This window comes from Desulfosalsimonas sp. (assembly GCF_055149105.1).
This window is the reverse complement of sequence record NZ_JBSRLA010000075.1, coordinates 1-14475: the sequence shown is the minus strand read 5'-3', so window position 1 is coordinate 14475 and position 14475 is coordinate 1. Positions and strand designations below refer to the sequence as shown.

14 protein-coding genes are annotated in these 14475 nt (G+C 56.7%); 9 read left to right on the top strand and 5 right to left on the bottom strand.

From position 1 onward, the window contains the following. The first annotated feature begins 520 nt into the window (after positions 1-520). The 7 genes from trpE (at position 521) to trpA (ending at position 7291) form a co-directional block, all read left to right on the top strand. Entirely contained in the window at positions 521-2011 is a 1491-nt protein-coding gene (gene trpE, locus ACTCIA_RS14720) for an anthranilate synthase component I (RefSeq protein WP_463002569.1), read from the top strand. A gap of 9 nt (positions 2012-2020) precedes the next feature. Next, positions 2021-2608, top strand: coding sequence for an anthranilate synthase component II (locus ACTCIA_RS14715; protein ID WP_463002568.1), 588 nt, complete (start codon positions 2021-2023; stop codon positions 2606-2608). 13 nt (positions 2609-2621) lie between these two features. Continuing rightward, positions 2622-3638 carry an anthranilate phosphoribosyltransferase gene (gene trpD / locus ACTCIA_RS14710; protein WP_463002567.1) on the top strand — a complete coding sequence of 339 codons (1017 nt, stop codon included), beginning with the start codon at positions 2622-2624 and terminating at the stop codon, positions 3636-3638. Continuing rightward, on the top strand, positions 3639-4430 hold the full coding sequence (gene trpC / locus ACTCIA_RS14705; RefSeq protein WP_463002566.1) for an indole-3-glycerol phosphate synthase TrpC: 792 nt from the start codon (positions 3639-3641) through the stop codon (positions 4428-4430). A 21-nt stretch (positions 4431-4451) separates the two neighbouring features. After that, complete coding sequence (locus ACTCIA_RS14700) at positions 4452-5138, top strand: phosphoribosylanthranilate isomerase (protein WP_463002565.1); 687 nt, start codon at positions 4452-4454, stop codon at positions 5136-5138. Continuing rightward, a complete protein-coding gene (gene trpB / locus ACTCIA_RS14695; RefSeq protein ID WP_463002564.1) occupies positions 5138-6382 on the top strand; it encodes a tryptophan synthase subunit beta in 1245 nt (414 codons plus the stop codon). The genes ACTCIA_RS14700 and trpB overlap by 1 nt, the downstream gene beginning before the upstream one ends. A gap of 111 nt (positions 6383-6493) precedes the next feature. Further along, a complete protein-coding gene (gene trpA, locus ACTCIA_RS14690; RefSeq protein WP_463002563.1) occupies positions 6494-7291 on the top strand; it encodes a tryptophan synthase subunit alpha in 798 nt (265 codons plus the stop codon). 15 nt (positions 7292-7306) lie between these two features. Here the strand turns inward: trpA and ACTCIA_RS14685 are convergent, their stop codons facing one another. The 5 genes from ACTCIA_RS14685 to ACTCIA_RS14665 form a co-directional block, all read right to left on the bottom strand. Beyond that, positions 7307-8593, bottom strand: coding sequence for a nucleotide sugar dehydrogenase (locus ACTCIA_RS14685; RefSeq protein ID WP_463002562.1), 1287 nt, complete (start codon positions 8591-8593; stop codon positions 7307-7309). Between the two features lie 257 nt (positions 8594-8850). Beyond that, positions 8851-10563: a bifunctional sulfate adenylyltransferase/adenylylsulfate kinase gene (locus ACTCIA_RS14680; RefSeq protein ID WP_463002561.1), complete on the bottom strand. Its 1713-nt coding sequence runs from the start codon at positions 10561-10563 to the stop codon at positions 8851-8853. 24 nt (positions 10564-10587) lie between these two features. Further along, positions 10588-11406 (bottom strand): 3'(2'),5'-bisphosphate nucleotidase CysQ, encoded by an 819-nt coding sequence (gene cysQ / locus ACTCIA_RS14675; RefSeq protein ID WP_463002560.1) that lies wholly within the window; start codon positions 11404-11406, stop codon positions 10588-10590. A 127-nt stretch (positions 11407-11533) separates the two neighbouring features. Further along, positions 11534-12148, bottom strand: coding sequence for a transcriptional repressor LexA (gene lexA, locus ACTCIA_RS14670; RefSeq protein ID WP_463002559.1), 615 nt, complete (start codon positions 12146-12148; stop codon positions 11534-11536). Further along, positions 12139-12438: a tyrosine-type recombinase/integrase gene (locus ACTCIA_RS14665; protein WP_463002558.1), complete on the bottom strand. Its 300-nt coding sequence runs from the start codon at positions 12436-12438 to the stop codon at positions 12139-12141. Before ACTCIA_RS14665 ends, lexA begins: the two co-directional genes overlap by 10 nt. Before the next feature lie 244 nt (positions 12439-12682). On the opposite strand from ACTCIA_RS14665, the gene ACTCIA_RS14660 reads away from it, so the two are divergent. Both ACTCIA_RS14660 and ACTCIA_RS14655 read left to right on the top strand, forming a co-directional pair. Further along, positions 12683-13555 carry a tyrosine-type recombinase/integrase gene (locus tag ACTCIA_RS14660; protein WP_463002557.1) on the top strand — a complete coding sequence of 291 codons (873 nt, stop codon included), beginning with the start codon at positions 12683-12685 and terminating at the stop codon, positions 13553-13555. After that, the coding region (locus ACTCIA_RS14655; RefSeq protein WP_463002556.1) for an IS91 family transposase at positions 13464-14475 on the top strand (1012 nt) is incomplete at its 3' end. The genes ACTCIA_RS14660 and ACTCIA_RS14655, both read left to right, overlap by 92 nt.

Genomic DNA, 14475 nt, shown 5'->3' with positions numbered 1-14475 from the left:
AGGCTTGCGCAATTTCGAAGAATGCAGCGTACTTGGCCGTACGTGAAATTCTGAGAAATTGCGCGTAACGCAGATATTGAACTTTTTACGGCGCCATCATATTTAAAGGATTCATACCGAAATGTAGCTTCAAACACAAATGAAAAACCCGCACAAATTTTTGCTTGACAAATCCGTTAAAAAGCTTTTATTGATTCCTGAAACATACAAATTTAAACAAACCGGCCATCGGGCCCGAATGTATTTGACTGTATCGGAAAAACTCATGTGTTTATTTGATGTGCAGACAATGAAAACAAACCAGAACTGGTGGTGGCGGACCAGCATAGCGGGGTCTGCCTTTAAACCGGTTTGAATCAGCCATAGCGCAAGCAAAAAGACCGAGGCGGCCCCTTAAGCCCCCGGTCTTTTTTATTTTCAAAAAAAGCACACAAAAAGGCCGCGGGGCAAACCCGCGGCCTTTTTTGTTTACACCCAACTCGGAACCGACAACAGGCATTTTTTAAAAGGAGCATCTCACATGCGGCTGCGACAGTTTCCGGACAAAGACACGTTTGAACAATATTTCCGCCGCCACAACGTGGTGCCGGTCTGCCGGGAGATTCTGGCGGACATGGAAACCCCGGTATCGGTGATCAAAAAGCTGTATTCCAACCAGTCCCCGGCATTTCTGCTCGAAAGCGTGGAAGGCGGGGAGCGCTGGGGCCGGTACAGTTTCCTGAGCACATCTGCGCGCACCCGGGTCCGGGTGTATGCCCACAGCGTGGAAACCGAAAAAAACGGCCAGACCGAAAAAATCGAGCACAATGGCGATCCCCTCACGGTTCTGCGCGGGATCATGCAGCGCTACAACCCCGCAATCATCCCGGAACTGCCCCGATTCTGGGGGGGACTGGTGGGCTATTTTTCCTATGAAACCGTGTGCTTTTTCGAAGCCATTGAAAACCGGCTGCCGGAAAACCAGCCCATGGCCGACTTTGTGATCCCCGATGAGATGCTGATTTTCGACAACATCAAAAATACGCTCATGATGGTGGCCATCTGTTTTAAAAACGATAACGCAGACCCACAAGCCGCCTACCAGGCCGCCGAACAGCGCATTGACGCGCTTCAAAATACCATCCTGGAAAAAACCGCCCGCAGCACGGCCGGCCAAAACGCCGCCGAACCTGTGAGCCTGGAGCCGGTCCATGACGCGTCGGTTTACAAAAAAAACGTGGAGATTGCCAAATCCCGCATAAAAGACGGCGAAATCATCCAGGCGGTGATCTCCCAGCCCTTTTGCGCCAACCGGACCTTTGATGATGCAACGGCCCTGTACCGGGCCCAGCGCTATATCAACCCGTCGCCTTACATGTTTTTCATGCACCTGGATGACACCGTGCTGGTGGGCTCATCTCCTGAGACCATGGTGCGGCTGGAAAACAACATCGCCACCTTAAGGCCCATTGCCGGCACCCGGCCCAGGGGAAAAACCGAGCAGGAGGACCGGGCCCTGGCAGACGAAATGCTCCAGGACGAAAAGGAGCGGGCCGAACACCTCATGCTGGTGGATCTGGGCAGAAACGACCTGGGCCGGGTGGCGGAAACCGGCACAGTGCAGGTCACGGACCTGATGGTGGTGGAGCGCTACTCCCATGTGATGCACCTGGTCTCCAACATCACCTGCGATCTCATGGAAGGGGTGGATGCCTGGGATCTGCTGGCCGCATCCTTTCCGGCCGGCACTTTGAGCGGCGCGCCAAAAGTTCGCGCCATGGAGATCATCTCAGAGCTGGAATCCGAACCCCGGGGGCCCTACGGCGGGGCCGTGGGCTATATCTCCTTTCACGGCAACATGGATTTGGCCATTACCATCCGCACAGCCACTATCAACCAAAACCGCCTGACCGTGCGGGCCGGAGCAGGCATCGTGGCCGACTCTGACCCGGAGGCCGAATACACCGAGACGGTCAACAAGGCCATGGCCATCGGCCGGGCCCTGGAACTGGTTCAACACCAACTGCAATAAGGGGCGGACATGATATTTGTCATCGACAACTACGACTCGTTTACATACAACCTGGTGCAGTATCTGCGGCAGCTCGGCGCGGAAGTCGAAGTGCGCAGAAACGATGCCTTTGACATTGCCTATCCGGACACCAACCCGGTTTCCGGCATCGTGGTGTCCCCGGGCCCGGGAAGCCCGGAAAAAGCCGGGTTATCGGTTGACACCATCGCCCGGTATTCCGGCCAAATCCCCATACTCGGGGTGTGTCTGGGACACCAGGCGGTTGCCCATGCATTTGGCGGAAAAATCATTCACGCAAAATCACTGATGCACGGCAAGGTCTCCACTGTGACCGCGGACGGAAAAACCATATTTTCGCGCATCAGCAAGCCGTTTGCCGCCATGCGCTATCATTCCCTGGCCGTGGATGAAAACAGCCTGCCCGAATGCATGAAAATCAGCGCGCGCACCGAGGACGGCGAAATCATGGGCCTTCGCCACAAAACGCATCCCACAGAAGGCATCCAGTTTCACCCGGAATCCATCATGACGCCCACGGGCAAACGGATTCTGCGAAATTTTCTCAAGATGTGCACCACCGGCCAGAACCATTCATAAACGGAGGACCGCCATGTTCCGAGACCTGCTTTACAAGATTTACCAGCGAAACAATTTGACCGAGGAGGAGATGTCGGCCATGCTCGGTGAAATCTTTTCCGGAAACACCACAGACGCGCAGGTGGGGGCATTCATGGGCGCGCTGGCCACCAAGGGCGAAACCTATGCCGAACTTGCCGGCGCGGCCCGGGCCATGCGCAAAAAAGCCATCCGCATCGAAACCATGGCCCGGGACGTCATCGACACCTGCGGCACGGGCGGAGACACCTCCGGGACCTTTAACATATCCACGGTCACCGCGTTTGTGGCCGCAGGCGCGGGCGCGGTGGTGGCCAAGCACGGAAACCGCTCCATTTCCAGCCAGTGCGGCAGCGCAGACGTGCTCGAGGCCATGGGTGTGAACCTGGACGTTGACCCGGAGATCGTGGAGGAGGCCATTGCCGAAATCGGCATCGGGTTTTTGTTTGCCCCGAAATTCCACGGAGCCATGAAATACGCGGCAAACGCCAGAAAGCAGGTGGGTCTGCGCAGCATTTTCAACATGCTCGGTCCCCTGACCAACCCGGCGGCAGCCAACCGCCAGCTTGTGGGCGTGTTTGCCCCGGAGTTAACAGAGATGTTTGCCAAAGCCCTGCAGCGCCTGGGGACCAAACGGGCCCTGGTGGTCCACGGACACGACGGCCTGGATGAAATCTCGGTGTGTGCCCCCACCCGGGTGTGTGAATTAAACAACGGGCAGATATCCACCTATGACATTTCACCCGAGACCTATTTCGGCCGCATGGCCGCACCAGAGGAAATCGCCGGGGGTGATCCGAAACAAAACGCAGAGATCACCAAAAGCATTCTTTCCGGGGAAAAAAGCGCCCGCCGCGATATCGTGATCATCAATGCGGCCGCCGCCCTTGTGGCCGCCGGGCGAGCCGAATCGGTTGAAAACGGCGTAACCCTGGCTGAAAACGCCATTGACTCGGGCGCTGCCATGGATAAATTAAATGCACTGATTGAATTTACCCGGGAGAACGCGTAAATGGCCGCAGATATTTTAGACCGGATCGTGGCGCACAAAAAAGACGAGGTGGCTGCCTGCCGCACGCAAACCCCCTTGTCTGGGCTAAAAGACCAGGCCCGGACAAAAACCGCCAAGCGCAGATCCTTTTACGACGCCCTGGCCGGGCCGGCCGATCAGGTGCGCATTATCGCGGAAATCAAGCGGGCCTCGCCGTCCAAAGGCGACATCAGTGCCGATCTGGACCCGGCAGCCTTGGCACAAGCCTATGAGCGCGGCGGGGCAGCCGCCCTTTCCGTGCTAACCGACCGGGCTTTTTTCAAGGGAAGCCCGGCCGATCTCGTGGCCGCCAGAAACGCATGTTTTCTGCCGGTATTGCGCAAGGATTTTGTGATATCCGACTATCAGATTTACGAGGCCGCGGCCTGGGGTGCGGACGCGGTTTTGCTGATCGTGCGCATATTGTCCAGACAGCAGCTCCTGGAATTTTCCGGCTTGTGCGCCGAACTCGGCATTGATGCCCTGGTGGAGGTGCACACCGAAGCCGATCTGGAGGCGGCAATAGATGTTGGCGCCGCTGTGATCGGCATTAACAACCGGAACCTGGCCTCGTTTGACACAGACATTGAAACCGCCATGTCATTGTCAAAAAAACTCGGCCCCGGACAGATCCCGGTGGCGGCCAGCGGCATTTCCTCCAGAAAAGACATTGAGCAAAACCTCAAAGCCGGCATTTCCCGGTTTTTGATCGGAGAGAGCCTGGTTACGGCCGATGATCCGGAAAAATTTTTAACCCGCCTGATTGGCGGATAACCCCACACGGACAGACAGATCATGTATACCGGCTATTTCCCGGAAATCAAACACGATCGCATCCAGGTGAAAATCTGCGGCATCACGGCCGTGGAAGACGCCCTTGCCTGCGCGGCCTGGGGCGCTGATGCCGTGGGCCTGGTGTTTTATCCCAAAAGCCCCAGGTTTGTCACCGCGGATCAGGCCGCGCGCATCGCCTCCGTGCTCCCGTCCCACGTGGCCCGGGTGGGGGTGTTTGTCAACGAATCCTTTGACACGCTTACAAAAACCGCGGCTGCCTGCGGGCTTTCCGCGGTCCAGCTCCACGGAAAAGAGTCACCGGCGCTTGTGCAAAGGCTGCGGGAAAATGATGTGTTTGTTGTCAAATGCCTTTATGTCAACGGCGTGCCCGGCATTGACGCGGCAGGGGCCTATAACGCCCCGGCGTTTCTGGTGGAGTGTTCTTCGGGCAAGCTTCCCGGGGGCAACGCAAAAACCTGGGACTGGTCCGCGGCCCGGGCCTTTGCCCAAAACCATCCCACCATCATTGCCGGCGGGCTGGATCCGCAAAACATAACCCAAGCCATCGGCCGGGCCGCCCCGGACGCGGTGGATGTCAGCTCGGGGGTGGAATCGGCCCCGGGCAGAAAAGATACAAAAAAGGTGCGCGACTTTATTTATGCGGTGCGTCTTTGTAAACCGGAAAATCCCACAAGGAGAATATTCTGATGTCTAATACCGGCAGCAGCCAAAACATGCAGGAAAACACCGACTTTACCCGATACCCGGATGAAAGGGGCCATTTTGGCATTTACGGGGGCCGCTACGTGGCCGAAACCTTGATGCCGGCCCTGCTGGAATTAAATGAAGCCTACCGCACACACGTCGGCGACCCGGGGTTTCAAAAAGAGCTTTACGGCATGTTAAAAGACTTTGCCGGCCGGCCCACGCCTTTGTATTTTGCCGAGCGGCTCTCCCGGAAAACCGGCGGCGGTGCCATTTACCTGAAGCGCGAGGACCTTGTCCACACCGGGGCCCACAAGATCAACAACACCCTGGGCCAGGCGCTTTTGGCCCGGCACATGGGCAAGACCAAGGTCATTGCCGAGACCGGCGCCGGCCAGCACGGGGTGGCCACGGCCACTGCGGCCGCGTTTTTCGGCATGGAATGCAAGATCTTCATGGGCACCGAAGACATCCGCCGCCAGGCCCCCAACGTCAACCGCATGGAGCTTCTGGGCGCGCAGGTCGTGCCCGTGGAATCGGGCACCGGCACCCTCAAGGATGCCATGAACGAGGCCATGCGCTACTGGGTATCGGCCGTGCGCGACACGTTTTACGTAATCGGCTCTGTTGCCGGCCCCCACCCCTACCCGGCCATGGTGCGCGACTTTCAAAAAGTCATCGGCGAAGAAACCCGGGATCAGGCCATCAATGAAATCGGCCGCCTGCCGGATCACCTGGTGGCCTGTGTGGGCGGCGGCTCCAATGCCATGGGCCTGTTTTACCCGTTTGTCAATGATCCGGCCATTGCCATGACCGGCGTGGAAGCCGCGGGCACGGGCATTGAGTCCGGAAAACACGCCGCCACCCTGGGCGCGGGCACCCTGGGCGTGCTCCACGGCTCCAAATCCTACCTGCTCCAGGACCAATACGGTCAGATCAGCGAAGCCCATTCCATTTCCGCGGGCCTGGATTACCCGGGCGTGGGCCCGGAACATTCAATGTTCAAGGACCTGGGCCGGGTCAATTACGTGAGCATCACCGATGATCAGGCCATGGCCGCCTTCTACGAGCTGTGCCGCACCGAGGGCATCATCCCGGCCCTGGAAAGCTCCCATGCCCTGGCCGCGGCCATGGACATTGCCGCAAACGCCCCGTCTGACAGAGTCATTGTGGTCAATCTCTCCGGGCGGGGGGATAAGGATTTGGGGATTGTGGCGGAATACGCAGAAGGGTCGGAAGACGGATGACAGAGGGCAGAAGACAGAGGGCGGAAGGCCGAAGACGGAAGACAGAGGGCATAGGGCGGAAGGCAGAGATAAGAAGACGGATATCAGGGATTTTTGGAAAGGACATATGCAATGACACGGATTGAACAGACTTTTGCACGTTTGAAAGATAAGGGGGAAAAGGCCCTGGTGGGCTTTGTCACCGCAGGGGACCCGGACATGGAAACCTCGCTTTCCATTGTTTCGACCATGTGTGAAAACGGGGTGGACATTCTGGAACTGGGCGTGCCGTTTTCCGATCCCACGGCAGACGGCCCGGTGATCCAGCGATCATCGGCCCGGGCATTGAAAGCCGGCATGAACCTGGGCCGGGTGCTGGAGATGACCCGAAAAATCCGGGAAACATCAAACGTGCCCATTGTTTTGTTTTCCTATTACAACCCGATCATGGCCTACGGCATCGAAGCGTTTTACAAAGACAGCGTTGCCGCGGGCGCAGACGGGGTGTTGGTGGTGGACCTGCCCCCGGAAGAATCCGAGGAGTTCACCGGCGCCTGGACCGGGAAAGACTTTTCCCTGATCCGCCTGGTGGCCCCCACCACCCCGGAAGACCGCATGCAGATGATTGCCGGCGGGGCATCGGGATTTCTCTACATGGTTTCCATGACCGGGGTGACCGGCTCGGGGGGGCTGGATTTCACCCAGATCGGCGAGTACGTGGACCAACTCAGGCAATCGGCAGACGTGCCTGTCTGCGTGGGATTTGGCATTTCCACGCCAGCGGATGTGGCTGCGGTTTCAGGCATTGCCGACGGGGTGGTCATCGGAAGCGCCTTTGAGCGCACCATCGAGGAAAACGCGGACAACACGGATCTGCCGGCCATTATCAGCAAGCAGACCGCGGCATACAAGGAAGCCACACGGGGATAGGCGGCACTGGCGGCCCTAAAGCCGCCAGAAATAAAATCCGTTTTGCCGGATCTCAGCCGGATCAAGCATGCCCTTGACATCAATCAAGCATCCGCCGGGCACCAGGTGATTGAGAAAATCCTGCCCGGCCATTTCCCTGTATTCCCGGTGGGCCACGGCAATGATCACGGCATCCAGATCATGCAGGTCCGGCCATCCGCACATGGAAATGCCGTAAATGCTGCGGGCCGCAGCCGGGTCTGCCAGGGGGTCGTGGATCAAGGGCGTGATGCCGTAGGCCTGGATTTCCTCGACAATGTCGATGACCCGGGTGTTTCGCAGATCCGCGCAGTCCTCCTTAAAGGTCAGGCCCAAAATGGCCACCCGCCCGCCGATGATGCTGCGGCCGGCCCGGCACATGAGTTTTACGGTCTTTTCCACCACAAACTTGCCCATCTGGTCGTTGATCCGGCGGCCCGCCAGGATCACTTCCGGATGATAGCCCATGGTTTCGGCCTTGTAGGTCAGATAATAGGGATCCACGCCAATGCAGTGCCCCCCCACGAGCCCGGGCTTGAATGGCAGAAAATTCCACTTGGTGCCCGCGGCTTTGAGCACGTTCTGGGTGTCAATGCCCAGGTTGTCAAAAATCACGGCCAGCTCGTTCATCAGCGCGATATTGAGATCCCGCTGGGTGTTTTCAATGACCTTGGCCGCCTCGGCCACCCGGATGGACTCGGCCCGGTGCACGCCCGCGGTGACAATGGTGCCGTAAAGCCCGGCCACTAGCTCCAGGGTCGGCTCATCGTCTCCGGCCACCACCTTGACAATGGTGGCCAGGGTGTGTTCCTTGTCGCCCGGGTTGATCCGCTCCGGAGAATAGCCCACGTGAAACCCGGTTTTCCAGGAAAGTCCGGATTCAGCCTCAAGGATGGGCACACAGACCTCCTCTGTCAGGCCGGGATAGACCGTGGATTCAAAAACCACCACCGCGCCCTCTTTCATGTGCCGCCCCGCTGTGCGGGTGGCCGAGGTAATGGGCCCGAGATCCGGCTGACGGGCAATATCAATGGGCGTGGGCGCAGCCACCACAATCACGTCCGCCTCCCTGAGCCGCTCCGGGCCGTCGGTGTATTCCAGCCGCTTGGCTGAGCGCAGCTCATCGCCGCTCAGCTCTCCGGTGGGATCCACGCATCTGCGGTAGCTTTCAACAATATCCGTCTTAATATCATATCCAATGGTCCGGAAATTCCGGCCAAAAGCCACAGCCAGCGGCAGCCCCACATACCCCAGCCCGATAACCCCAATCACACTATCCTTCATCTCCAACCCTTTCCAACCCTCTTCCTTGTCTTTTTTCTTCCGCCTTCTGTCCTCTGTTCTCTGTTCTCTGTTCTCTGTCTTCTGTCTTCTGTCTTCTGTCCTCTGTCTTCCGCCCTCTGTCACCCGTCACCCGTCACCCGTCACCCGTCACCTGCCTTTGTCACCCGTCACGCGTCACCTGTCACCTGCCTTTGTCTTGTCACCCGTCACCTGTCACCCGCCTTTGTCACCCATCACCCATCACTCATTACTCATCACTAAATAAACCCCTTATTACTCAAAAACAGCAAAATCTCCTGAGCCGCCTCAGCCGGGGTCAGATCAGTGGTATCAATGCGCAGCTCCGGGCTGGAAGGCTCCTCATACGGGTCATCCACACCGGTAAACCCGGAAATCAGCCCAGCCCTGGCCTTTGCATACATGCCCTTTCGGTCCCGCTTTTCACATTCGTCAATAGGCGTGCTCACGTGCACCTCGATAAACCCGCCGTAGGACTCGATGGTGCCCCGGATTTCCCTGCGGGTGACCTCGTAAGGGGCAATGGGCGCGCATATGGCCACACCCCGGTTCTTGGTGATCTCGCTTGCCACAAAACCGATGCGCAGCACGTTGATGTTGCGGTGTTCCTTGGAAAAATTGAGCTCACTGGACAGATTGCGCCGCACAATATCGCCGTCCAGCAAAGTCACGGGCCGGTCGCCCCGCTCCAGGAACTTGGAGTATAAAACCTTGGCAATGGTGGATTTGCCCGCCCCGGAAAGCCCGGTTAAAAACACCGTAAAACCCTGGCGCTCCGGGGGCGGATAGGCCCGCTGCAGCTCCTGTACCACCTCGGGAAACGTGGCCCATTCCGGGATCTTTCTGCCCTCCCGGACCCGCTGGCGGATATCGGATCCGGACAGGGAAATGGTGTCCGTGCCCGGCGCCACCTGATCCTTGCTCCGGTACTCGTCTTCAAATGGCAGATACACCATTTCCTCAAACGGCACGATCTCAACGCCGATTTCCGCGCTGTGCTCGGCCGCCACCTGGCGGGAGCGCTCAGCAGGGTAAAACAGGCCTCCGCTTTTGTTCCGGCCCGGGCTGGCATGGTCGTGGCCCACGATAAAATGGGTGCATCCGTAGTTTTTGGCAATAATGGCATCGAGCAGCGCATCCCTGGGCCCGGACAGGCGCATGGCCAACGGCAGCAGGGTCGTGACCTGGGAGTCTGAGGGGTAATGCTCGGTCACATGCCGGCAGCAGCGCACCCGGATGAAATGGTCAAAGTCACCCGGCCGGGTCATGCCCACCACGGGCATGATCAGCAGATTGGCCCGGGCCTGGCGCATGGCCTTGATGGTCATCTCAAACTGGGGCCGGTGTATCGGATTTCGGGTCTGAAAACCCACCACCCGCTGCCAGCCCAGTTTTTCATAAGCCCGCCGCACCTCTTTGGGATACAGCCGCATCTGTTTGAAGTCAAAATGAATGGGAAGACTGACCACCTCGATGGCCCCGCCGATGTAGTAATCCCCGGACCGGTTAAACAGGTAATCCACCCCGGGATGGCTGGTGTCTGTGGTGCCGTAGACCATCTCGGCTTCTTTTTGCCGCTCTGCGGGCCAGATGTCTTCAATATGCATCACCCCGAGCAAAAATCCCTCGGGATCACGCAGGGCCACGGACTGGCCGGCTTCCAGATTTTGAGCCCGGGCGGCGGTCACATCCAGGCAGATGGGCACGGGCCACAGCACACCGGACTGCAGGCGCATCCGGTCGAGCACCGCCTCATAGTCGGCCCGCACCATAAAGCCTTCCAAAGGAGAAAACCCGCCTGTTGCCAGCACCTCCAGGTCACACATGTTGCGCTCGGACAAATTCACGTCCGGCAGGTTCATGGTGATTTCCTTTAACAGCCCTGCCCGGTCCTCATCGACCATGAGATTGACCAGCCCGCCGCCGTGCGCCTCTGCCTGCGTATCTGCCATGTTTATCCGCCCTGTTGTCCGTCTTTAAGCCGTGCGATACACGATAAACCACGGATTGGTAAGGTTTTCCTTGTTATATGCCAGGGGTTTGCCGCTTTCAAACTCCAGCACCGCCCCTCCGGCCTGCTCCACCACTGCCTGGCCCGCGGCCGTGTCCCACTCCATGGTGGGTCCGGTGCGCGGATACAGATCCGCCCGGCCCTCTGCCACCATGCAGAACTTCAGCGAACTGCCCGCGGAAATAAACTCCAGGTCTCCGTGCTCCCGTTTTTTTTCCTCCACAAACGCCAGAAGCGCCTCACTTGCATGAGACCGGCTGCCCATCACAGTATAAGCCCGCGCCGGCAGATCCGCCAACGGAAGGCGCCGGGAAACCGAAATCAGCGCATCTGCTCCGGATGTTTTATCAAGGCCCCGAAGATCCCCGCCGTCTGCCAGAAATGCGCCCCTGCCCTGTGCGGCAAAATAAACATGATCCTTGACCGGCACAAACACCACCCCCAGCACCGGCACGCCATTTTGCGCCAATGCGACATTAATGGTGAATTCGCCGTTTTTTTTCACAAACTCCTTTGTGCCGTCCAGGGGATCAACGATCCACAATTGCTCCCAGTTCTTTCTTTCCGCATAGGCAATATCTCTGCCCTCCTCGCTTAAAACCGGAATCTGCAAAGGCTTTAGCCGGGCGGCGATAATCTCGTGGGCCCGGCGGTCGGCCAGGGTCAGCGGGGAGTGATCGGATTTTTCCTCTACTTCAAAATCTTCTTCATAAACTTCCAGGGCCGCGGCCCCCGCCTCCATGGCGGCAAATACGACTTCGGCCAGATAATCTGCAGGTGTCATTGGTGTTTTCCATTTGGGTGATAAGACAAAATGCTTCAAAATCCATCCACATATCCCTTCTGACCTAAACCAAAGCACAAAACGAGTCAATTGGAAAATCTCCGAAAGCCCCGCATGGCCGCTGTCATCACCCGCCTTGCCGGATCAGCCCCACGTATAAACCTACAATGGTGACCCGGTTTTTTCTTTGCCCGTAAAACCGCATGGCCTTATATGCCGGGTTGGCCGAGTGCAGTTCCAAAGTATTGCGCTTTTTTCGCACTATTTTCAAGGTTGCCTCAGGCAGCACCCCATCCACCAGCACAGCCGCAATCCGGCCGTCATCCACATCCGCCTGCGGCCGGATCACCGCCAGATCCCCGTCCAGAATATATGCCCCAATCATGGAATCGCCAACCACACGCAAAGCAAAACAATCCTGGTTTCCGTAAAGCATGGGATCAACACCAATTCGCTCATCCGGCCGGTCCCATACATCCAAAGGCTTTCCCGCGGCAATGGTGCCGGCAACCGGCATGCCCCTGCACTGCTCCATATCCACCGGCACCCACGAGCGTTTCTTGCCCGCCGCAGACCGAATCACCCCTTTTTCCTCCAGCACCCCCAAAATCCGGTGCACCCCGGCCGGCCCCGCAAGCCCGAGCCTATCGCAGATCTCCCGCACACTCGGCGAATACCCATACTTCCGGTGATAGTCGCAAATGACCCGATACACACTTTCCTGCCGCGGGGTCAGCTCCATAGCATATCCCCCGGGTTTTTTCCTATGTGGCGCTTTAACGGTTCCTTCAAAACCTCCGGCAACATGGTAACCCGATCCTTTGCACCCTTACCGTCTCTTACAAGAATCTGCCCGTATCCGAAATCAATGTCTTTTACCCGCAATCGTACACATTCCATGACCCGCAGCCCGGCGCCGTACATAAGCTGAGCCATTATCCACTTGTATCCGTCCAGTTGGGTTATAATCTGCCGGATTTCATCCTTGGTAAACACAACCGGGAGTTTCCGGGGTTTCTTGGCTCTCTGCACATCCTTTAATTCTCCGAATTCAATTCCAAGGACGTTGCGATACAAAAACAAAAGAGCATTAAACGCCTGGTTGAACTAAACCGCTTCGCGGAAATGTGCATACCTATCTGATTACAATTCAATTACTTCTGTTCTTTTCTCGCCGTTTTTTCTCATATCCTTAAAAGCCAAAACTGTTTTATATGCTTTCTTAGACACCGGTTTGAAGCCGGTTTTTCAATCAAACCCAGGATAAGGAGGCATTATGAACACACCACTTCGCAAAAGATTCAATGACTATCTGACCCTGCAACGATTCTCCGACCGTACGATCGATTCTTACATGCAGGCTGTCAACGCACTGGCCCGCTATTACAACCAAAGCCCGGATAAATTGACCAACCAGCAGATACAAGCCTATCTGCTGTATTTGATGAAGGAACGCAAACTTTCCTGGAACACCTGCAATGTTGCATTCAGCGCCCTGAACCATTTTTATTTGAAATTTCTAAAGCGCAAGTCTGGCGATTTTTGGATGCCGCCCCGACCCCGCATTCAAAAACTGCCGGAAGTATTGAGCAAAGAGGAAGTGTGCGCCATTATCAATGCAGGCCGCGATATCCGGCACCAGGCACTTCTGGCCATGGTCTACGGCTCAGGCCTGCGGGTCGGTGAACTCGTGGAGCTCAAAATCGCACATGTCGACAGCAACCGCATGCTGGTCCGGGTCGAACAGGGAAAGGGTCGAAAAGATCGTTATACGTTGCTGTCTCAAAAAGCCCTGGATTACCTGCGCATCTACTGGAAGGCTTTTCGACCGCAGAGCTACATCTTTTTCGGAAGATTCAAGGACCTGCCCATGTCCGTCACCACAGCACAGAGAATATATCATCGGGCCAAAAAAGCGGCCGGCGTCACCCGGGGCAAAGGTATTCATACTCTGCGCCATTGTTTTGCCACCCACCTGCTCGAACAGGGTGTGGATATTTATTACATCAAAAAGTTCCTGGGCCACAGCAGTATCCAGACCACCATGGTCTACTTTCATGTCCAGCCCAAACGGTCCGTATCGATCTACAGCCCCTTGGATGCAACCGACGACATCCCAGGAGGCGATCATGAACCGGCCCCGATATGAAGCAGCCGATGTGTTCCGGCAATACGGCGAGGCCTATTGTCAAAAATATTCCTTGTCCCCCGAACAGCTTGCCGTCTTTAACCTGATTAAAATCTGCCGGACCCCGATTCTTGGCGGCCACCTTGAAAAATGCGATCACTGCAGCTTTGAGCGGCCGGCCTACAATTCCTGCCGCAACCGCCACTGTCCGAAGTGTCAGAGCCTTGCAAAGGAAAAATGGCTCAACGACCGCCGCTCCGAACTGCTGCCGGTCGGATACTTCCACCTGGTCTTCACAATTCCGCATCTTCTCAACCCACTGATTCTCTGCAACAAAAAGATCCTGCTGGGTTTTTTGTTTGAAGCGGTTAATGAGGTCCTCACCAATTTTGCCAAAGATCGGCAATGGCGTCTTTCGGGCCGGATCGGCTTTATCGCGGTGCTCCACACCTGGTCGCAAACTCTGATGGATCATTTCCACCTCCATTGTCTGATACCGGCCGGGGTTCTGGCATTTGACGAAGACAGATGGATCAATGCTCGTCGAAAATATCTGTTCCGCAATGAATCGCTGGCCAAGGCATTTCGAAGAATCTATCTGCGCAAACTGCGGCTGGCCAATGATCGAGGTGTTTTGATTTTCCCCGGCAAGGCAGAAGCTTTCCAGTCTTCAGAGGCATTTGCCCGGCTATTAGCCGAGGTCGGCTGTAAAAAATGGATCGTTTTTGCCAAGCAGCCTTTTGCAACTCCAGACAAGGTATTGGCATATCTCGGTGGCTACACCCACCGGGTGGCCATTTCCAACCACCGGATCGTTTCGGTCCATGAAGGGAAAGTAACATTTGGGTGTGGCTCTTTTCCAATAACACCTAAAGTTCGAAATATCAATGAGATATTGATTTTAATGGCCTGGGCGACAGGCCTCTTCAGTAAAGATATTT